General features: G+C 45.6%; 16 protein-coding genes. 5 read left to right on the top strand and 11 right to left on the bottom strand.

Features of this window, described 5'->3' with window-relative positions; all coding sequences use genetic code 11:
- Positions 1 to 13 precede the first annotated feature (13 nt).
- A complete protein-coding gene (locus JHD45_RS16960; RefSeq protein WP_325097331.1) occupies positions 14 to 874 on the bottom strand; it encodes an AraC family transcriptional regulator in 861 nt (286 codons plus the stop codon).
- Positions 875 to 1,114: 240 nt separating this feature from the next.
- On the opposite strand from JHD45_RS16960, the gene JHD45_RS16955 reads away from it, so the two are divergent.
- Positions 1,115 to 3,127, top strand: a complete 2,013-nt coding sequence (locus JHD45_RS16955) for an LTA synthase family protein (RefSeq protein WP_199477688.1) — start codon at positions 1,115 to 1,117, stop codon at positions 3,125 to 3,127.
- Between the two features lie 144 nt (positions 3,128 to 3,271).
- Here the strand turns inward: JHD45_RS16955 and JHD45_RS16950 are convergent, their stop codons facing one another.
- The 3 genes from JHD45_RS16950 to JHD45_RS16940 all read right to left on the bottom strand — a co-directional run bounded on the left by JHD45_RS16950 (position 3,272) and on the right by JHD45_RS16940 (position 9,110).
- Complete coding sequence (locus JHD45_RS16950) at positions 3,272 to 4,903, bottom strand: methyl-accepting chemotaxis protein (RefSeq protein ID WP_199477687.1); 1,632 nt, start codon at positions 4,901 to 4,903, stop codon at positions 3,272 to 3,274.
- A gap of 127 nt (positions 4,904 to 5,030) precedes the next feature.
- Positions 5,031 to 6,866 (bottom strand): sensor histidine kinase, encoded by a 1,836-nt coding sequence (locus JHD45_RS16945; protein ID WP_199477686.1) that lies wholly within the window; start codon positions 6,864 to 6,866, stop codon positions 5,031 to 5,033.
- A 30-nt stretch (positions 6,867 to 6,896) separates the two neighbouring features.
- A complete protein-coding gene (locus JHD45_RS16940) occupies positions 6,897 to 9,110 on the bottom strand; it encodes an EAL domain-containing protein (RefSeq protein WP_199477685.1) in 2,214 nt (737 codons plus the stop codon).
- A gap of 449 nt (positions 9,111 to 9,559) precedes the next feature.
- Between JHD45_RS16940 and gmk the strand changes: the two genes are divergently transcribed.
- From gmk to JHD45_RS16920, 4 genes are all read left to right on the top strand, one after another.
- Positions 9,560 to 10,183 (top strand): guanylate kinase, encoded by a 624-nt coding sequence (gene gmk / locus JHD45_RS16935; RefSeq protein ID WP_199477684.1) that lies wholly within the window; start codon positions 9,560 to 9,562, stop codon positions 10,181 to 10,183.
- Between the two features lie 58 nt (positions 10,184 to 10,241).
- Positions 10,242 to 10,466 carry a DNA-directed RNA polymerase subunit omega gene (gene rpoZ, locus JHD45_RS16930; RefSeq protein WP_199477683.1) on the top strand — a complete coding sequence of 75 codons (225 nt, stop codon included), beginning with the start codon at positions 10,242 to 10,244 and terminating at the stop codon, positions 10,464 to 10,466.
- Between the two features lie 62 nt (positions 10,467 to 10,528).
- Positions 10,529 to 12,643: a RelA/SpoT family protein gene (locus JHD45_RS16925; RefSeq protein WP_199477682.1), complete on the top strand. Its 2,115-nt coding sequence runs from the start codon at positions 10,529 to 10,531 to the stop codon at positions 12,641 to 12,643.
- A 126-nt stretch (positions 12,644 to 12,769) separates the two neighbouring features.
- Positions 12,770 to 13,156 (top strand): RidA family protein, encoded by a 387-nt coding sequence (locus JHD45_RS16920; protein WP_199477681.1) that lies wholly within the window; start codon positions 12,770 to 12,772, stop codon positions 13,154 to 13,156.
- 116 nt (positions 13,157 to 13,272) lie between these two features.
- On the opposite strand, the gene JHD45_RS16915 is transcribed toward JHD45_RS16920, so the two are convergent.
- From JHD45_RS16915 to arnB, 7 genes are read right to left on the bottom strand one after another with little or no spacing between them, the layout of a single operon-like run.
- Positions 13,273 to 13,671 carry an EamA family transporter gene (locus JHD45_RS16915; protein ID WP_199477680.1) on the bottom strand — a complete coding sequence of 133 codons (399 nt, stop codon included), beginning with the start codon at positions 13,669 to 13,671 and terminating at the stop codon, positions 13,273 to 13,275.
- Complete coding sequence (locus JHD45_RS16910) at positions 13,668 to 13,991, bottom strand: SMR family transporter (protein WP_199477679.1); 324 nt, start codon at positions 13,989 to 13,991, stop codon at positions 13,668 to 13,670. Before JHD45_RS16910 ends, JHD45_RS16915 begins: the two co-directional genes overlap by 4 nt.
- The gene (gene arnT / locus JHD45_RS16905; RefSeq protein WP_199477678.1) at positions 13,988 to 15,643 is read right to left on the bottom strand and encodes a lipid IV(A) 4-amino-4-deoxy-L-arabinosyltransferase; all 1,656 of its coding nucleotides are present in this window, start codon (positions 15,641 to 15,643) and stop codon (positions 13,988 to 13,990) included. Before arnT ends, JHD45_RS16910 begins: the two co-directional genes overlap by 4 nt.
- Positions 15,624 to 16,541 carry a 4-deoxy-4-formamido-L-arabinose-phosphoundecaprenol deformylase gene (arnD, locus tag JHD45_RS16900; RefSeq protein WP_199477677.1) on the bottom strand — a complete coding sequence of 306 codons (918 nt, stop codon included), beginning with the start codon at positions 16,539 to 16,541 and terminating at the stop codon, positions 15,624 to 15,626. Before arnD ends, arnT begins: the two co-directional genes overlap by 20 nt.
- Before the next feature lie 6 nt (positions 16,542 to 16,547).
- On the bottom strand, positions 16,548 to 18,527 hold the full coding sequence (gene arnA, locus JHD45_RS16895) for a bifunctional UDP-4-amino-4-deoxy-L-arabinose formyltransferase/UDP-glucuronic acid oxidase ArnA (RefSeq protein ID WP_199477676.1): 1,980 nt from the start codon (positions 18,525 to 18,527) through the stop codon (positions 16,548 to 16,550).
- A 1-nt stretch (position 18,528) separates the two neighbouring features.
- On the bottom strand, positions 18,529 to 19,515 hold the full coding sequence (arnC, locus tag JHD45_RS16890; protein ID WP_067011633.1) for an undecaprenyl-phosphate 4-deoxy-4-formamido-L-arabinose transferase: 987 nt from the start codon (positions 19,513 to 19,515) through the stop codon (positions 18,529 to 18,531).
- A gap of 5 nt (positions 19,516 to 19,520) precedes the next feature.
- Positions 19,521 to 20,666: a UDP-4-amino-4-deoxy-L-arabinose aminotransferase gene (gene arnB / locus JHD45_RS16885; RefSeq protein ID WP_199477675.1), complete on the bottom strand. Its 1,146-nt coding sequence runs from the start codon at positions 20,664 to 20,666 to the stop codon at positions 19,521 to 19,523.
- Positions 20,667 to 20,802: the final 136 nt, after the last annotated feature.

Below are 20,802 nucleotides of genomic sequence, written 5' to 3'. Positions count from 1 at the left end.
GTATCAGCAACATCTAAATTAGTGGTAGGTAAATATCAGTGATCAGCTCGTGTTCGGCAACGTCTGCTAAGGAGTTCAAGAAGGCGAAAAAACAAGGGGCATCGCGAAGCTCTTCACCACTGTTTGGTAACCACGCCCCATAAAGGGTTCGAACACTGTCATCAAGGTTGTCCCGAGAGCCTAAGTGGCGCAATACCGCGCAGCGCCCACCCGCAATAACTTTTCTGACGATGCCTTCGTCGTTCTCAATAATCGGTTGCGTTACTTTAACGGCAAGGTCATAACGAAAATCTTCCGGGGCCACTTCTTTTGGGTCGTTGTACACTAGACCAAACGAACGACCTTTTAGTAACGGGTTGATGCCAATGCGTTTCAAACTGGCTTGAAAGGCAGAAGACGAGGCCACTATCTGGCCGAACGGCCCACGGTGCTCGTATACCGCTACAGGGGTTTCGGTAAATTCGACAATATTCACCTGCGTGGATTGCTCCATCTGATTGTCAGTCACTGGACATTCCTGCCGCCAGTTGAGCCAATTCGGCTCTTGGCGAAACGCCCTCGGTGACTGACCAAAGGTTTTTTTGAAGGCTCTGGAAAAGGATTCGGGATGATCAAATTGCGCGTCCATGGCAATGTCCACAATGCGCTTTTCAGGGCGAAATACCAACTCATAGGAGGCCCGTTTCAAACGCAATTGCTGGATGAATTTAAATACATTGATACCCATGTATTCAGAAAATTGTCGATGGAAATGATGCTTTGAGAAATGCGCGACCTCACTTAATATCTCCACCGTTAACACCTCATCAAGATGCTGATATATATACTGACACACCATCTGCATACGTTTTTCATAACGCGCCTTCGCATCCACTCCCTCACTCCTTCGATTGATCATCACCTACTGTTATAAGCCACTGTTATGGTAAGAAGTATGCCGTATTTTGATACGTCATGCCCGATCAAAATAGTACCGCTCATTTTGCGTAATTTTCGCTTTAAATATGCAAGAAGCAAGATTTTCGCTACGGCTAGCGACTTTTTATCTCGGCACTGTCCATTTATTGAGTGGTATAATCGGCCCTTATTTGTGTATTTTAGGATAGTCACAACGATGTATCAGAGTCGAATGCGGCCATTATTGGTCACAATAGCGATCCAAGTCATTTTTATCGCGTTAGTATTAATGACGGGGCGTTATTTTATGCTTCACTATTTCGCCGTCCCTGCTGAGTTAGCAAAACACAGTGACGATGTTACCCGCATGTGGTCCATTGGGGTTCGCTACGACTTGCGTATTGGCGGTCTGTTCATGTCGCCTTTTTTGTTAGTTGGTTTCTTATTCTGTGCGAATCGATTCACATGGCGAGTGCTGAAGGCCATCAGCCCCTATTTGATGGGGCTCATTATGTTTCTTGTGGTGATGGTCACTATCAGTAACTTTTACTACTACCAGACCTACCATAACCATTTTGATATTTTCGCTTTTGGTATCGTCAATGATGACACGCAAAACGTCTTACTGACTATTTGGCAGGACTACCCTGTTATTCGCGCAGTGCTGTGCGGTTTGCTATTGGCTTTTATCTCCTTCCGTCTTGCCAAACACACCCTGCGAGATAAAGCACGACAGCATTGGCACACGGGGATTTTTATTATTTACCTGCTCATTGCCACCATCGTACTTGCCATTGCGTCCCGAGGTAGTGTCGGCACCTTTCCTTTACGCCGTGGTAATGCCCAGGTGTCCCAGTTACTGATTCTGAATAAACTGTCGCCAAATGGTTTTATGGCACTGGATTGGGCCATTAATGATAAAAAGGCCGACGAGTCTTTCGCGCCTGTCAGTCATGAACGCGGAAAAGCCTTAGAGGCACAACTAGGCATTAGTGGGCTGGATGCACGGACTCCAGTTAACCCTTGGTTAGCACAACACAAGCCCAATGTGGTAATGACAGTGATGGAAAGCTTCGGTAGTAACATGCTGGACTTTGATGAACCTGGAGTGAATGATTTGCTCGGCCATCTGCGTCCACACTTTAAAGAAGATTTTGTTTTTAAACGCTTTTTATCCGAAGACAATGGCACAGCCCCCTCTCTGGCCGCGATGCTGTTCCACAGCCCATTTGAAAACATCAGCCACAGTTCGGAACAAAAAGTGACGCTGCACGGCGTACCATTCGATGTGTACAAAAAAGCCGGCTATAAAACCATTTTTATTTCCCCGGGCAACATGGCGTGGCGTAATTTGGTGAACTACTTACCAAGACAAGGCGTCGATGAGGTATATGATCAAAATACGCTAATGGAAATGTACCCACAATCTGCCTCAGAATTGGGAGCGTGGGGCGTACCGGATGATTACGCTTTCCGTTTGGCAGAAAAATTACTCAGCGAAAAAAGCAAAAAGCCGCTGTTTATTACCATTTTGACCATTACCAACCATCCCCCCTATGAGACACCGAAACGCTATCATCCCGCGCCCTATGCCCTCACTCCTGAAGTGCTAAAACACTCGGCGGATACTAAAGCGTCGCAAAAAAATATACTGGAAACCTACCAGTTTGCGGCGGATGCCTTTGGTCAGTTTGTCAGCGCAGTAGAAGCGTCTCCGGCTGGCGACCATACTATTATCGCCAGCACTGGGGATCACCAGATGCGGCGTCTGAATGCCTTCTATCCACAAGAGCAAGTGCTTGATCGTGCGGTGCCATTCTATCTGCATGTCCCCAAGTCGATTCTTGCCCATACGAAGTGGACGTACGATCCGAATCGGGTAGGTTCTCATAAAGACATCTTCCCAACACTGTACAATCTCAGTTTATCGGATACGCCCTATCAAGCCATTGCAGGTCGAAATATGCTGGCGCCAGTGGACGACCCGAGCCGTGCGTTTGGCTACAACGTCACCTTATGGATCGATAAAAACGGTGCCTACCCGATGAGCGGTAACCCTGCTTTTTATCCGTGGGCTACGGCCACTGGGCTACGAACGAAAACCAAGAGCATGGTACCTAGCGAGCAACAGCAGGAGCGCCAAAAGGCCTTGCCTGAGTTATTACGCTGGCAATTAAACTCACAGGTTAAGGGGTTTACGGATAAGAGCAGCAGTCCGATTAAGCACTAGAGAATGCCCCTAAAAGGCATTTAAAAACCCCCAACGACATATAAGTCGCTGGGGGTTTTATATGACAAGGTCATTAAATTAACCGCTGGGTATCCTATATTCCCAAGCTCTATCTTTCTCAAGCTCAGTCTTTTGCTAAGTCCCTTATCTTAGTCGAAAGCGCGAAGACACTCGGCTTAAGCTCACACTGGCTTCTTTCAGTTCTTCACTGAGTCGCTCAGTGTCATGGACGCTGCGGTGAATGTCCTGAGACACTTGGTGGATTTCATTGATACTGTGCGTCAACTCTTTCGCCACAATCAATTGTTGCTCGGTGGCAGCCGCAATCATCTGGCCCATACCATCAATGGTTGTCGAAGAGGCCATCACATGTCCAATGCTCTCTTGACTACTGCGGGCTTTTTCTAACCCTGAACGCATTTGAGTTTGACTGACTTCCATTGTGCTAACGGCTTGCTCGGCATGGTTTTCAATCACCTCAATGGTCTTGTTGATCTCATCAATAGAATCTTGCGTTTTTTGCGCCAAAGAGCGGATTTCGTTCGCAACAACAGCAAAACCTCGTCCTGCCTCACCAGCTCTGGCGGCTTCAATGGCGGCATTTAGTGCCAACAAGTTGGTTTGATCCGTGATGTTACGAATGACTTGAGAAATCATTTCGATCCCAGCGCTGTCTTCTTTCAGCGCTTGAGTGACCTCAGACGCTTGCGAAATCGCATTAGACAAAGATTCGGTTTGGTTCAAAGAGGCTTGAATGACTTCTCGGCTATTGGTCGCATGCTCTTTCACATCGGCGGCACTTTGCGCGGCGGTCACCGTATGCTGGGCGACATCAGCAAAGCTGCTCTGTAATTGAGACATAGCCGATGACACTGAGCTGATTTCACTTTTTTGCTGATCCAAACGTATTGTGGTGCTGGACATCCGTTCTAGCATGGTTTGACTGATGTGCTCGACGGTCTGCGTGTTATGTTGCACTCCTTCAGCAAGTCGATAAATGCCTTGTTGCATTTGATCAAATGAATGGGCGGCACGACCTAACTCATCGTCAGCAAATTGTGTTAAGTCCAGACGAGTGCGCAAGTCACCGTTTTCAACCGTATTCATTTGCTCAATCAGCAGCCCCAAAGGTTTGTTCACTTTGCGAGTCAGCAAGACGCCAAACACCATCAAAAACAACAACACAATCCCCCCGACCATCGCTTCAGTAAAGATAGCCCGCCCCATGGATCGGGACTCATCTTCTTTCATCTTGAGACCTTGCGTTAGTAACTGTTCTTGTAACTCACTAAGAGAGTCCACAATGATGTTAAACGGGTCGAGCATTGGCCCTAGCATTTCCACTCGAGCTTTATCGATTTTCCCTTGGTCAATTAAAGAAAGGTAGTTGTTTTGCATCCCCCGGTACACATTAATGCGAGACTTCACCGTTTCCATAAAGGCTTTCATGTCAGGTGTATCCGCTACTGTACTGAAACGATCCAGTGACGCATCAACCTTCTCATCATTTTCATCGATGGTTTTTTGAATGTCTTTATGTGCACTGGCACTGGTTGTTAGCCCATAATCCAAGGCAAAGCGCCGATAGGTGACGGTGTAAAAGCGCAAATCCGAGAGAACGGATTGCACTTGTAAGTTATGTGTGACCAAAGTGTTAAATTGATCGCGAACGTTACTGATCACGACAATAAGATAGAAGCCTAAAGCCAACACCATGGTAATGGCGACACCAAAGCCCCATTGCATGGCTCTGGCAATGGATATTCTTGATAACATAATCGCTTCCCCTCGCGACGTTGATAATGGGAGCGATTATCAAGAAACCTTATAGATTATGAAATGAAATTATAAAAATTGCTTTTATAGTTTTTTTATATCATGCGTACAAATTGACACAAACGCCTCATGTCTCTTCCCCAGTCAACCCAAAGGTGAGAGTAAAGCAGGTTCCCTTGCCCAACTCTGAGGTAACATCAATACGCCCTTTCAATAATTTATAAACCCATTGACGCACCAAATACAGCCCCAGTCCTGTGTGCATACGGGAACGGCCAGTCGTCACGAATGGATTAAAGAGCGTTTCTTTCATCTCTGGGGCAATGCCTTTGCCATTGTCTTGCACCATCAAGATGAGCAGCCCGGCCTGACAACGCGCCTTGAGAAGAATCGTCCCCGTCATATTTTCATCAAACCCATGACTTAATGCATTATCGACTAGGTTTTGTATCACCTGCGTTAATACGCCTGGATGGCTTTGCAGACGAATGTCTTGAGGACAGTCTACCTCAATTTTAATATTAGAATGTTGTTTTAGACTCGGACGAAAGGTCGTCATAAAGTCGTTTAATACTTGATGCAGTTGGAAGGAAACACTCTCTTGTGCCGCTTGGTTGGACGTTAGGCGTTTGAAACTTGAGACGAGCTCAATAGCTCGCATCAGGTTCTTTTCCGTAATCTGCAGTGAATGAATCATCGAACGGTAGTTTGAGTGAGCGAAATCAGCTTCGTCTCGCGTCAACAGAGCTTGTAAAGAAGACAATGCCATCTTAGCACCACCTAATGGGGTATTCATTTCATGGGCTAACCCAGCCACCATCATGCCTAAAGAGGAAAGTCGACTGTTTTCAACCAGTTCATCTTGCAATAAAACCAAGCGCTGATTGGCCGTATTGAGCTCTTTATTGGTATTTTTTAAATGGACTTTTTCACTTTCCAAGGCCAAAAGCAGTGCTTGGCGTTTGTAATAGGCTTCTATTTGCCACCAAGCCAGACCAGCTAACACCACAAAGCATAAAAAACCAATCACAAAGGTATAAGCGAGCAAAGTATGACTCTTGACCATCAAATTTTGTGGCCAAGAACGGGCGATGAAATATAAGTAGCTGGACTCATCTTGCGTCACCGACGATGGGTCCTCGTCTGTCAGAACCTTCATGCCACTCCAGACTTGCTCTGCATAGATGAAGCTGGCAAAAAAGCCGTCAGTCGTCAAGGTGTTCCATGCCTTAGGGTATCGAGATGACATACTTTTTTCTAATGATAACGAATTCAGTGTCTGAGCCCATTCAAGCGGTTTCTCTTGGCTAATCAGCCATTCGCCTGTGGGACTCACCACATCCAAAAAGACACTGTTATTGGCTAAAGCTCGCAAACTGTCAAACAAACTTCGTAAATGGTAATTCACCACCAACATCCCTTTATATTGCGGTTGCAGCATAATCGCGGCCCTAACGGTCGGTTCAATGGGCGTGACAATCTGACCATTTTCAATATTGAGATCGATGGGTGAGATATAAACATGATTTCCTGTCGCCCTCTTGGCTTGTTGGAAATAGTACCGATCCGCTTTACTCTGAAGGTATTCTTCTTTAACTACCGATAATGCTCCGTTCACCCGGTTCACTCGGATGCGCTCTTGCCCATCCAGACTCAGCCAACGCACTTGAGAAATCAGGGGAGACATATTCGCGAATTGAGAAAAAGTATCAATCACCGACTGACGCCATAGCGGCGTATTATTTGGATCAATCGACGATAATTTGGCTTCCACACTGTTGCGTAGAAACAATGTGACATTTTTTAAATGCCCTAATTCTCGATTAAACAGGCTACTGCCCCGGGACAAAATTTCCGTCTCGTCTAGACGAATCTGGCTAATATATTGGGTTTTTAATAATTCGTAGTTACGCCATGCAATCACGATAATAATGAGCAGAATAAAGGCCCAACAGGTCAGCAAATAATAATTTTTTTTCGTCCCCCACCTCATTTACTGTTGCGACGCCATATAACTTTTTGCCCAACTCACCACCTGAGAGATGGGCAAAGGAGGGCAAAACAAATACCCTTGCCCTTCATGGCAACCTAATGTCAGCAATTTCTGGTATTGTTCTTGCGTTTCAATGCCTTCCGCGATGACCTTCAGATCGAGAGAGCAGCCTAAGTCGATGATCATTTTAAGTATTTTTTGATCTTTCTCGGAGTAATCCATGTTCCAAACAAAGCTGTGATCCACCTTCAATGTGGAGACGGGTAAGGAGGATAGGTACGCTAGGGAGGAGTAGCCCGTACCAAAGTCATCCACATTAATGCGAATACCGCAGTTTTTCAGGGACTCCAGACGTGGAAATAACGATACTTTTTCTTGAATAAGTTGAGTTTCGGTAATCTCTAATTCAATTAAATTTGGCGGTACTTTTTCTTGTTCTAACAGCGCAATCAACCGATCAAAATAATCCGCTCTTAACAATTCACTCCCCGCAACATTCACAGAGATGGGCAAATGAATGGCATTTTCTTCTAAAAATAATACCGCACGACAAGACAAAAGCATCACCCAATGGTCCAGTTTGCCAATCAAACCACAGCTTTCTGCGAGGGGAATAAACTGATCAGGAGGAACGAAATGCCCATCTTTATGTTTCCAACGAGCCAAAGCCTCAAACCCCACTAAACGTCCGTCTTTCAAAGAGACTTTAGGTTGTAAAAAAATACTGATCTCATTATCAAGGATAGCTTGGCGCAAATCATTTAACAGGCCATAACGCCTAACCATGGATGACGCCAGCTTTTCATTGAAAACCAAAAAGTGACGACCATTTTGACGAGCATGCTCTACAGCGCACTCTCCCGCGTTAATCAGTTGCTCTGGGGTAAAATGGGGAAAATCTGCTAGTTTCACCAGCCCTGCAATCATGTCCACGGTATGAAGGCTGCTTTTAAAGTTAAAACACGCATGTACTATCGGAGTCAAAGACGTTTCATCAAACGTAGGATAACGCCGAATCAGAATGGCTAAGGTATCCCGTTCGGTAAGTGCGATTTCAACCCCTTTAGTAAAGTGCTCACACAGATGTAGATACAGCATCTGCATGAGTTGCTGTCCAAACGCCAAACCAAATGCGGTCTGCTTATGAGCAAAGTCGTCCACTTGAAACATCACAAGCTGCGCACTCTGCTTATCCAGTTCAGACATATGGCGTAACTCTCGCGCTAACCAGTTTTTATTGTACATACCAGACGAGATATCGAAGTAAGCTAACTCGGATAACTTTCCATGCAGCGCCACATTACGAAAGCCAACACTGATGTTTTCACTCATGACCTTCAGTAACGTCGTCTCATTACCTGCAAGGCGACGCGATAACGTAACGATGATAATGTATTCATCGTCTCCCAGCTCTTCATTGGCAAAATACAACACGCACTTATCCTCAAGAAACACATGAGAGCGTGTTTCAAATGCCTGCTTCATGCCCGCCAATAGCGCCTCATTCTGAGAAATACGGTTTAAAGGCTGGTGCAAAAAGGATTCAAACTCACCACAGGCAGCAATCACTAGGGCCTGGTCAAGATGCAGACGATTCTTCACATTAGAAGCGCAAACTACACAGCCTTTATGGCAGGGAAAGAGTTGGGTGATTTCTTTTTGAACGGACTGAATGTAGGGAATCATATCCTGTCGTTTGGCCAAACGTTGTGTCGATTCCACCAAGAACTGCAAGCCTTGGCGCGCTTCACGCAGGGTATTAAGATGATGCCAAGTGCGTAAATTACTTAATATAATGGTTTGCAAGTGATCATGAGTCAGCTCGGATTTGCTCCAGCAGTCATCAATATCATACTCATTCATAATGTCTTTAACCGGTGCCATGCCGGGTTGACCCGTTAGCAACACGACTCTGACTAAATGATTCCCCAACTCTTGACGAATAGTGTTGACCAAACACAAGCCCGCTGTGTCGGTTTCCATCACTACATCCAGAAGAATCACACTGATATCTGAATGCTGCGCTAACAATGTTGCGGCACTGACAGCCGAGTTTGCGGTCAGTATTTGAACCCCCTTACCATTGAACTTCAATGACGACATAGGAGTCAGCAACGCCGCTTGATAATCCAGATCGTCCTCTACGGATAACACTTTGTAATAAGGTAATGTTTCCTGAAAAGTAGAGGTTAGGTCATTATGTAAGGCACCCATTAAACAGTCCTTGTTCAAGACACAAAAGTAGTGGCACTAGAAAAAGCATAGACGGCAAATGATGATTGTCCAGCGTGAAATGCTTAACTTTTGTACAGTAAAGCCAGCCATAGTCTTTATTAAAAAGACTCTATGCCACTCTCTAAACGCTGTGGCGTAAAAAGCTCATCGCGCATTTGAGAAAACAAAAAATCTCAAGTTCAGCACTCACGGTAACAAAAAATTATGGATAAATCGTACACAATAGGCCTAGAAAAGAAGCTTCTATGGTATAGTACTTTAAATTAGGTATGGACAAGTTATGAGACGTGAGATGGCTCTGACAGAGTCCTAATGACAGACACTCCTGTAAGCACTCTGGTCGTTCCAAAACACCCTATGCGAACTTTCCTTAACCCATTGATTCCTTAATCCATTTAAACCGAAAAGAAGAGTTTCTATTACCTCCTATGGAACAACATACTGGAAATTTATTTATCTTGTCAGCCCCCTCTGGGGCCGGAAAGTCGTCTTTATACAAAGCCTTATTAAAGGCAGACGACAAGGTGCGTATCTCGGTATCTCACACAACCCGAGCACCTCGAACAGGAGAAGAGCATGGCCGCGAATATTACTTTACCAGTGTAGATGAATTTAATGTCATGATTGAGCAGAAGGCGTTTTTTGAACATGCTCAAGTCTTTGATAATTTTTATGGCACCTCAAAACAGTCTGTTTTTGATATGCTAGAGCAAGGTTTGGATGTCATTTTAGAAATTGACTGGCAAGGGGCACGACAAGTTCGCAATTTATATCCAAATGCCATAGGCTTGTTTATATTACCACCGTCTTTAAGCGTACTGGAAGAAAGGCTAAAAGGACGAGGAACCGATTCAGAAGAGGTCATTTCTCGCCGTATGAGCAAAGCGGTCAATGAAATGTCTCACTATCAAGAGTACGACTTTGTCATCGTTAATGATGATTTCGATAGCGCTTTAGCGACCATGCAAGCCATTTTTATGGCAATGCGCGCTAAAACCCGTCTAATCGAACAAAAAAATGGCAATCTCATTAATGACCTCTTGTCATTATAAGAAGCCCTTAAGTAGAATGACATATATATAACTAGATAACCGCACATTAGAGGTCAATATGGCTCGAGTTACCGTAGAAGATTGTTTAGAGAACGTTGATAACCGCTTTGAGTTAGTGATGGTGGCATCCAAACGTGCACGTCAGCTTGCCACTGGTGGAGAAGAGGCGAAAGTTGCCATTGAAGACGACAAAATGACCGTTGTTGCACTGCGTGAGATAGCTGAAAATTTGATCAACGCACATAACGTTGATAAGCAAAAGCAACCTATCCACGAGTTCTAGAATTTATGGTGTCGCTCATACCACTGCTGTCGTGCTTATTATTTGCTGTTGTGAGGTGAGCGATGTATACCATTGAAGAATTAGCGCTGACCCTAAGTCAGTATTTACCCTATGAGCAAGTTGCTCAAGTAAAACGCGCCTACTATTACGCAGAACAGGCCCATGACGGCCAATGGCGTAAAAGCGGCGAGCCTTACGTTACTCATCCTCTTGCTGTTGCGCAGATCCTTGCTGATCTTCGTATGGATTGTGACGGCCTGACGGCGGCCCTGCTTCATGACGTGATTGAAGACACGGGGATTAGCCGCGAAGCCTTAACCGAGCAATTTGGCGAAGGCGTTGCCAGCCTCGTTGATGGTGTTAGTAAACTAACCCACCTAGAATTTAACAGCCAAATCGAAAAACAAGCGCATAACTTCCAAAAAATGGCCATGGCCATGGCGGATGACATTCGCGTTATTCTTGTCAAACTGGCCGACCGACTCCACAATATGCGCACGCTAGATTCCATGCCAGCCCATAAAAAGCGTCGCATCGCCCGTGAAACATTGGATATATACGCCCCTATTGCCAATCGACTTGGTATGTACAATGTGCGTGTCGACTTAGAGTCTCTTGCGTTCCAAGCTTACTATCCTATGCGGGCTCGCATGCTACAGCGTGCCATTCATAAAAAATATGGTCAACGCACCAAAGACACGGAAAAGCTTGAAGACTTTATTCGATCTGAGCTGGCAGCCGATTACATCGAAGCGACCATTAGTGTCCGCGAAAAACACATCTATAGCATCTACCAAAAAATGGATAAAAAACACCGTTCTTTGGGGGAGATCATGGATGTTTTAGGAGTTCGTGTTGTCACGGATCGCCACGATAGTTGTTACCGCATTCTAGGCGTGATTCACTCTCTTTTTAAACCGATTGAAGGGCGTTTTAAAGATTACATTGCCGTCCCGAAATCCAATGGCTATCAATCGTTGCATACCACGGTCTTAGGTAGCAATGGTTTGCCGATGGAAGTGCAAATACGAACCGAGGAGATGGATCTAGTTGCCAACAATGGTATCGCCGCCCACTGGGCGTATAAGTTCAGCGGTAACTCAGCGATCCCAAGTAATCATGACCGTGCAACAAAATGGGTAAAAAGCCTACTAGAAATCCAACAAAAAGCAGGCAATGCCATCGAATTTGTCGATAACGTGAAAAGTGACCTCTTCCCAGACGAAGTCTATATTTTTACACCGAATGGTAAAATCATCGAATTGCCTTCTGGTGCCACGCCTGTCGACTTTGCGTATGGCGTCCATACTGAAATCGGTAATTCCTGTATTTCCTGTCGTATAAACCGTCGCTTAGCCCCCCTGAGTACTCAGCTAGAAAGTGGGCAAACGGTCGAAATCATCACCGCCAAAAATGCTCAACCCAATGTGGCTTGGTTAAGCTTTGCGATTACCGGGAAAGCACGTACCAATATTCGTCATTATTTGAAAGGTAAACAACGCGAAAATGCCATTTCCATCGGCTATCGATTGTTAACACGCTCTCTCAATGCATTTAAAACCAACATTGAAGACTTAACCAAAGAGCAAATAGCCCAGGTTTTAGATAACTATCAACTTGCCTCTATGGATGACTTATTGGAGTCGATAGGCAAAGGCCGACACGTTGGTTACTTAGTCGCACGACAATTATTCCCCGACTATGATGAAAACACCTTGGTGACACCAAAATCCTTCAAGGTGAACGGCTCCGAAGGCATGCTGATTTCTTATGCGAAATGCTGCTCGCCCATCCCTGGCGACCCTATTGTCGGCTATGTCCAAGTGGATAAAGGGATTATCATTCACCATTTAAACTGCCCCAATATTCAGGACCATCTATCGAGTCCAGAACGCTTCATCCGCATGGCATGGAGTAAAGATATTGAAGAAGAGTTGAATATCAGTCTGATCGTCAGTTATGTTAACGAACGTGGTGCGGTCGCCAAAATCGCCAGCTCGATCACAGACACGGATTATCAAGTGTCCAACTTAGACATTATTGAACGGGGCCGTATTAGTCGACTACGATTGAATATCACTATTTCAAGTCGTGTCGGCTTGGCCGATGTGATGCGCCGTATCAAGGCCGTGCGCTGTGTTGAAAAAGTCTCTAGAGAAACCATCGTTGGTCGTTGAATAAGGTGAGACGTCTATTTCTCTCACTCTTTATTCAAATAAAGTAGAATACAAATAACGCTTTTTAAACCGTCTGCGGCTTCACTCATGCCGCAGTTCCACTCATTTTGAAATGGAATCGAAAACATGGCAAAGCAAATCATTCATACTGAAAATGCACCTGCGGCAATTGGCCCTTATTCACAAGCCGTTCGTGCTGGCAATACTGTTTACCTGTCTGGTCAGATCCCGTTAGTCCCAGAGACCATGGAAATCATCAGCGAAGACATCGTTGAACAAACCACTCAAGTCTTCAAAAACTTACAAGCTGTGTGTGAAGCCGCTGGCGGCTCCCTGAAAGACGTGGTGAAATTCAATATTTTCATGACAGATCTGGGTAACTTTGCCACAGTGAACGAAGTGATGACGCAATTCGTTTCACAACCCTACCCTGCTCGTGCCGCAATGGGCGTTCGTGCCCTACCAAAAGGCGTACAAGTAGAAATCGAAGGCATTATGGTATTAGAAGACTAAGCGTCTTGTTTATGACCCTAGCCGGCTAAGAGCTAGGCTAACATCAAATGCTCAATAGCACTAAAAAAAGACGCCACGGCGTCTTTTTTTAGTGCTATTGAGCGAAATGTATTTCCCTAATGCGCCCTATGACCAGGTTTGTAGGTAATCAGACTGACCCCGAGCATGATCAACACACTGCCCAGCAAGACAACTAAGGATAATGGCTCGGCAAACACGAAGTGAGCCAATAATGTCACCAACACATAGCTGATACTTAAACATGGATAGGCCACCGATAGGGGGATTTTTTTCAATGCCAACATCCAGCAGCCCAGTGACAGTCCATAACACATCAGGCCAAAAAACACGCGGACAAGGTTAGAAAGATGACTTTGCAACAACGCAACGCCGTTCCCCTCCGTCAGGAGCCAATTGAGGGAAACCACAGGCATGCCGCTCATACCGGATTTCATCAACAACTGTGCGAGGGTCACCAGCAATAGGCTTGCAATGATCGCGAACCAAGACCTCATGCATAGCCTCCCAATAGGCTTACCCCAAGGATGATGCAGAGCACACCACACCACTGGCGAACACTCACAGTTTCTTTGAACCACCAGCGCGAAGCCGCCATCACCAACACAAAGTTCAAGCTCAACATAGGGTAAGCAATACCAACTGGGAGACGCTGCAACACCAGCAACCAAAAGACTGCCCCCAAGCCTAAACAACCAATAATCGCCAATAGCCACCAGACTTGATGGCTATGATCAGTGCGGGTCGCAACGCTTTTTTGCAACAGCTGACCAATACAAGTCAGCAGTAACGTCAGCGCCATTAACACCACTATCATGGCTGTTTCGCGTACACTAGCAGGTAAAACCTTCCGGCATGATACTGTTCCGTCGGCACTGGCAGTCTCGCTAACAATTTCGCACTGTCTTTATCAGTCTCCAAAGCTAAAACAACTTGTTGAGATTGACGTTTTTTCGGCAAATCATCGCGGAATTCCTGGTAGGTATAACGACGTTTTTTGCTACTGTGATCCAAACCATAGCTCAATTCGCCCGTGCCATTTAGCAGGTCAATGTCACTGCGTTTTAATTCCCAGCCAATTCCTCCGATAAGCGCAACAGAGTTACAGAGTACCCAAGCATCTGGTTGCACTTTTTGAACATACTGACTGAAAAAGACCTCTGGCAATTTGCTGTTTACCACCTTCATAGGCAAAGCTAGCGGAAGCAAAATAAACAATGCCATGGGGGCCAACGCCAAGAGCATGGGAGCTCTCTTGATGTTAATAAGACCCAACAAGGGAACCAAAGCACAGCCAAACAAAATCGCCATGCCAAGCCAAAAGCGCATTATTTCATGGGGGCCATAGCCTTCTACCTTGCCAACCACATTGAATTGCATTAGCAACAATACGAGACCAAATCCACCAAATCCTAAGGCATTTCCCCACACAGAAAATTTAATCGCTCGATGCTTTTCCTTTAACAACTCAACCAAACCACAACCCATCAAGATGGCCAGTGGCATCATCAAGGGCGCAATATAGGTGGGTAGTTTGCCTTTGGCGATGGAGAGCAATAAGAACGGCAAGACAAAACAAAGCACTTGATACAAGAAGAAGTGTTTATGAGTCTTATCAGTAAAATTGCGCAGAATCGCTTTAGGAGCCAAAAACGTCCAAGGAAAAACCGCCAACAACAATACAGGAAGATAAAACCAGAAAGGCCTGAGGTGCTGGGCATTTGAGGCATCAAAACGTCTAATATTTTCATTCCAGAAAAAGAAGTGCCAGTAATCAGGCGCCTTAAGTGCGACGGCTAAACTCCAGGGTAACGCAACGAGAACGGCAGCTAAAATCGCCAACAAGCCATAAACAAGTACCTGCTTAAACTGGCGAGTCAGGATCATAAAAGGTACAAGCGCAATCACTAATAGTGCCAGCCCGACAAAACCTTTGGTTAAAAAGACGGCTCCACCAAACGCACCAAACAGCAAATAGCGCCATGCTAAAGCCTGACGAGTCTGTGCTTGGGTCGCATAATAGAAACTCGCAAAAGATGCCGCCATCCAAAAAGTTAACTGGCCATCTAGTGCATTATAAGTCCCCACCCCAAACACCAAAGGACAGGACAAATACACCAACGCAGAATAAAACGCTTTGCGCTGATCTTTCAGAACAATTTTAACAAATTGGTAAGTAATCAGCGCCGCTAAACCAATGGACAACGCTGGCATAAAACGGGCTGCAAAATTCGTGTGACCAAATAGCAACTGGCTGATGTTGTTCATCCAGTAACCAAGAATCGGCTTTTCAAAATAATGCAGGCCCATAAAATGCGGCACCACCCAGTTACCACTGGCGAGCATCTCTCGGCTGATTTCCGCATAGCGGGTTTCATCAGGCATCCACAGTGGGTGCCAACCAAGGGGTAACAAATACAATAACGCAAAACCAAATACTAAAATCCATTTATAGGGAACTGGGCGCATACACTTCCTCGCTCTTAGAGTCTTGCCAACCAACCCAACCTTCGCGCCCGAATAGACTGTCTCGCTTCACGTCAGTGACGATGTTTGCAGGCTGTTCTGCCAATAAATCCGCTAACGTCACAGGTTGCCATTGGCGTGCTTTAAACATCGCTAATAATTGCTCGAACTGTTCTGTCATCACAATGCCTTCCACTTCCGCATGAATCGTATAAACGGGAAACGGCTGTTTTTCCAGAGCATCGCAGATATATTGATTAAATCCGTCCATATCGCAAGCCGTTCCAACGACTTCGTCAAAGGTCGGTACGGTGACAGGGATTTGAACCGTCCCTGCTTGTCCATTTTGCAAACGTGGATAGAATGCCTGGCGTCCACGGCAATCACTGTTGTAATCGAAATGAAAACGCTCTTTTAACTCAACCACACGAGCATCCGCACGCCATCCAGGCGCAGCACTACAACGCACCGCTTCACCTAAGATATCACCTAAACGGTCATACCCCTGCTGAAGGTGGTCTAACATTTTGGCATCAGACCAGCGCTGAGTATTCAATTGCCACCCATGATGATCCCAAGCATGCAAACCAATTTCATGACCTTGTTTTTGCGAGTCTCGAATGGGCGTCGCGGCATGTTTACCAATCACCTTACCAGGCCAGCAAGTACCCGCCAGTAAGATGTCCAGCCCATACAAGCTTGCCGCATTGGAGCGCAACATTTTAATCAAAAACTTGGGTTTGATGAGACGCCATAAATGGCGCCCCATGTTGTCTGGCCCAACGGAAAAGAAAAAACTCGCTGTAATATCATGCTTATCGAGTATTTCTAATAACTTAGGGACACCGACTTGCGTGCCTTTCAGCGTGTCGACATCTATTCGTAAGCCAATTTTTCTCATTGAAAATTAGTCCTGAGAAACCGTCGATTGAATGAAAAAGTCGAGTGTTTTCTCAATGGTTTCATCCATGTGAATCTCAGGATGCCAATCCAACAACTTGTTGGCATTTTCAATGCTTGGACGACGATGAGAAACGTCTTGGTAACCATCACCATAGAAGCTACGGCTTTCAATCGCTTTAAAGCCAGCAAATGGAGGGAAATTGCCACGCAATGGATGCGCTTCGAATTTTTCCAACAAGGTTTGCGCCATGTCTTTGATGCTGGCTTCGTTATCTGGGTTACCAATGTTGATGATCTGGCCATCGCACTTGTTGTCGCGGTTTTCAATAATGCGGAACAAGGCTTCGATGCCGTCCTCAATATCTGTGAAACAACGTTTTTGCGCTCCACCATCAACCAATTGAATAGGCGTCCCTTCGATTAGGTTCAAGATCAATTGCGTGATAGCACGAGAGCTACCGATACGCGCTGAATCCAAGCTGTCTAAACGAGGGCCCATCCAGTTAAAAGGACGGAATAGTGTGAAACGTAAGCCATCTTTTGCACCGTATGCCCAAATAACACGGTCTAGAAGCTGCTTAGACACAGAGTAGATCCAACGCTGCTTGTTAATTGGACCAACGATTAGGCGAGAGGTATCTTCGTCGAAACGCTCGTCATCACACATACCATAAACTTCAGAGGTAGATGGGAAGATGATGCGTTTGTTGTATTTCACACAGTAACGAACGATTTTTAAGTTTTCTTCGAAGTCCAATTCGAACACACGAAGTGGGTTACGGGTATACTCAATAGGGGTGGCAATCGCAACTAGAGGAAGGATCACGTCACATTTCTTAATGTGGTATTCCAACCACTCGCTGTGAATGCTGATGTCCCCTTCTACGAAGTTGAAACGCGGATGATCCATCAAGCGATCAATCGCGCTTGAACTGATGTCCATACCGTATACTTCGTAACCATCGTCTTTAAGAAGACGTTCGGTTAAGTGGTTACCGATAAAGCCGTTTACGCCTAGGATCAACACTTTGACACGTTTTTTCGCCGCCAAGGCCAAACTCGCTTTTGGCCCAAGACGCATGCCTTGCGTTAAACTCATTTCACGTGCCAATTGCGCGCCGCTTAGGAACAAACCTTGCTCAGATTGACCAGTTTCAATTTGCAGAACGCCACTACCACAGGCTACTTGGAAAGGTTCGGTGCTCAAAACCGTACCAGCGGCTTGTGTGGTTTCTTGAGAGACGATTTTCGCTTCCCAAACAATGATTTTGCGATCACCGATATAGCTGAATGCGCCTGGGTAAGGCTGTGCAACCGCACGGGTTAGGTTATAAAGCGCTTGCGCACTCTTGCTCCAGTCCAACTCACCATCCGCAGGGGTACGACGACCAAAGTAAGTGGCATCCGCATCGTTTTGTGGCGTAAAGGTTAGCGTACCCGCCACGAGTGCAGGCAATGTAGTGGCAAGCAAAGTTGCTGCTGCCGCGTCCATTTTTTTGTGTAGCGTGTAAGCCGTATCCACTTGTTCAATGTCGACGGTTTGCTGGCCGGCAATATCCCCTTGATCAGGGCGAGCAGTCATTTTATGAAGCGTGACGCCAGTTTGCGTTTCACCGTTCACCAATGCCCAGTTAATCGGCGCACGACCACGATATTTTGGCAACAAAGAGCCGTGTAGGTTGAAGGCACCCAATTTCGCGCAATCCAGCAGTTCTTGGCTTAACATGTCACGGTAGTAGAAAGAGAAAAGGAAGTCTGGTTCCATCGCTTTGATGCGCTCAATCCATAATGGATGGTTCACTTCATGAGGCGCGAACACAGGCACATCATGTTTAGCACATAATTGAGCGACCGAAGCAAAAAACTGCTGTTCATTGGGGGAATCGGTATGAGTGAACACAGCTTGGATTTCAATGCCCGCTTCAAGTAGCTGGCTAATTCCGGTGCATCCAATATTGTGGTAAGCAAAAACAACGGCTTTCATATTATTCTTTCTCTTTTAAAAATGGCGAAGTAGAAGATCCTGAACGGACTATTTTCTGAATAAAGTAACGAGGGCGAGCGCGAACATCGTTGTACATTCTGCCAATGTATTCACCCAACAGCCCCATACCAATAAATTGCGCGCCAACAAAAATAAACAGCACAGCAAATAAGGTAAACACACCATCGCCCGCCCAAACAGGGCCTTGAACGAGACGTAAAATAATCAATAAAAAGGCGAAGAAAAAACCTGCGCCAGCAATTAATGACCCCACAATGCTCAATAGACGTAGTGGCGTGGTTGTCATACAAGTAATGAGGTCAAACATCAAGTTGATCAGTTTCATCACACTGTATTTTGAATCGCCAAATTCACGCTCGGCATGATCCACATCAATCTCTGTGGTCTTTCTTGCAAAGCTATTGGCTAAAATCGGGATAAAGGTGCTGCGTTCGTGACATTGCAACATCGCATCAATGACGTGGCGGCGATAAGCGCGAAGCATGCAGCCATAATCGCTCATTTGCACTCCGGTGGCACGGCGCACACCGCCATTGATAATTTTCGAAGGCAATGTACGGAAAAGCGAATCTTTACGGCGTTTACGCACTGTCCCAATCACATCATAACCTTCGTCGGCTTTAGCAACCAAACGAGGAATTTCTTCCGGCGGATTTTGTAAATCCGCATCCAAGGTAATCACCAGATCCGCATCAACGATTTCAAAACCGGCCATAATGGCCGCATGCTGACCATAATTACGGTTCAGCAAGACACCCACAATATGACTATCAGGTTGGTCAGACGCCTCTTGAATCAGTTGGGCTGAACGGTCATGACTGCCGTCATCAACTAAAATAATATCGTAGTCGCGATCTATAAGACGACAAGCACTGTCCGTACGTCGGATTAATTCCGGCAAGCTCTCTTCTTCGTTATAGACCGGAATAACGATGGCGACATTCGAAATGTCTGTTTTATTATGCACTTTTGTTATTTCTCCAAAATGTCATTAATAGCATCCAGAACTCGTTGAACATCCTGCTCCGTCATATCTGGAAAAAGCGGAATGGAACACAATCGGCTTGAATTCCATTCTGTATTTGGCAACGAAATCTCAGGGAAACGTTGACGGTAATAATGTTGTGAATGCACAGCACGAAAATGGATGCCAGAGCCAATATTACGTTCTTTCAACTCTGCCATAAACTGCTCGCGAGTAAGACCACATGTCTCAGGGTCAATACGCACGATCATCAAATGCCAAGCATGAACATGAGGGTAATCTACCAGTGCCAAAGGCTTAAGAGGCGTTTTTTTCAGGCCTTCAAGGTAGAAATTTGCTAAATCCGCACGCTGTTGATTTAACTTAGCCAAACGGGCGAACTGACCTAGCGCCAACGCCGCATTCATATCCGGCAAGTTGTATTTAAAACCTGGGATCATGACTTCTGCCTGAGGCTTACGACCCTGCATTTGACGATCAAATGCGTCGACTCCTAAACCATGAAAACGCAGCATTCTTAATTGTTCAGCTAAGGCATCGTCATCAGTGGTAATCACACCACCCTCTGCACTGGTAACATTTTTAATCGCGTGAAGCGAAAATATTGCCGTGCCAGTCTGGCCAATTGGCGTACCATGATAATAGGTACCAATGGCATGGGCAGCGTCTTCCACCAAGGGAATATTGTGCTGTTTGGCGATGGCGTTAAGTGCATTCAGGTCAACGGGAGCACCAGCGTAATGAACAGGAACAATGGCTTTCGTTTTTGCAGTAATCGCTTGTTCTAACGCATCAGCTGTCATCATCAATGTGTCTTTATCCACATCCACAAATACAGGAGTCGCCCCCAATAGACAGATAATGTTGGCGGTCGAAACCCAAGTTTGTGATGGCGTAATCACTTCATCGCCAGGACCAACCCCCAAGGCTAAGAGCGTCAAATGCATGCCTGCAGTGGCTGAAGAGATGGCAATGGCATGCCGACAACCTAAATAATCACAAAAAGCCTCTTCCAACGCATTGGTTTTAGGACCTGTTGTAATCCAGCCAGAAGATAACACTTCTGCAACGGCGGCAATATCATCCTGATCAATAGCAGGACGGGAAAAAGGCAAAAACTCTAACGAAGGCATTCCTGAGCTCCACAATAGAATTGCTTAAGAAAATATCAGTCCATATACAATATAATCGGCAAGGACTCTTTATAACGCATTTATGGTCAATAAATTATGAAAAAATGGTCTAAAGCGCAATTATAAAACAAATAGT

The sequence above is a fragment of the Marinomonas spartinae genome, assembly GCF_016461715.1.
Taxonomy (GTDB): Bacteria; Pseudomonadota; Gammaproteobacteria; order Pseudomonadales; family Marinomonadaceae; genus Marinomonas; species Marinomonas spartinae_A.
This window is presented reverse-complemented; position numbering and strand designations above follow the sequence as displayed.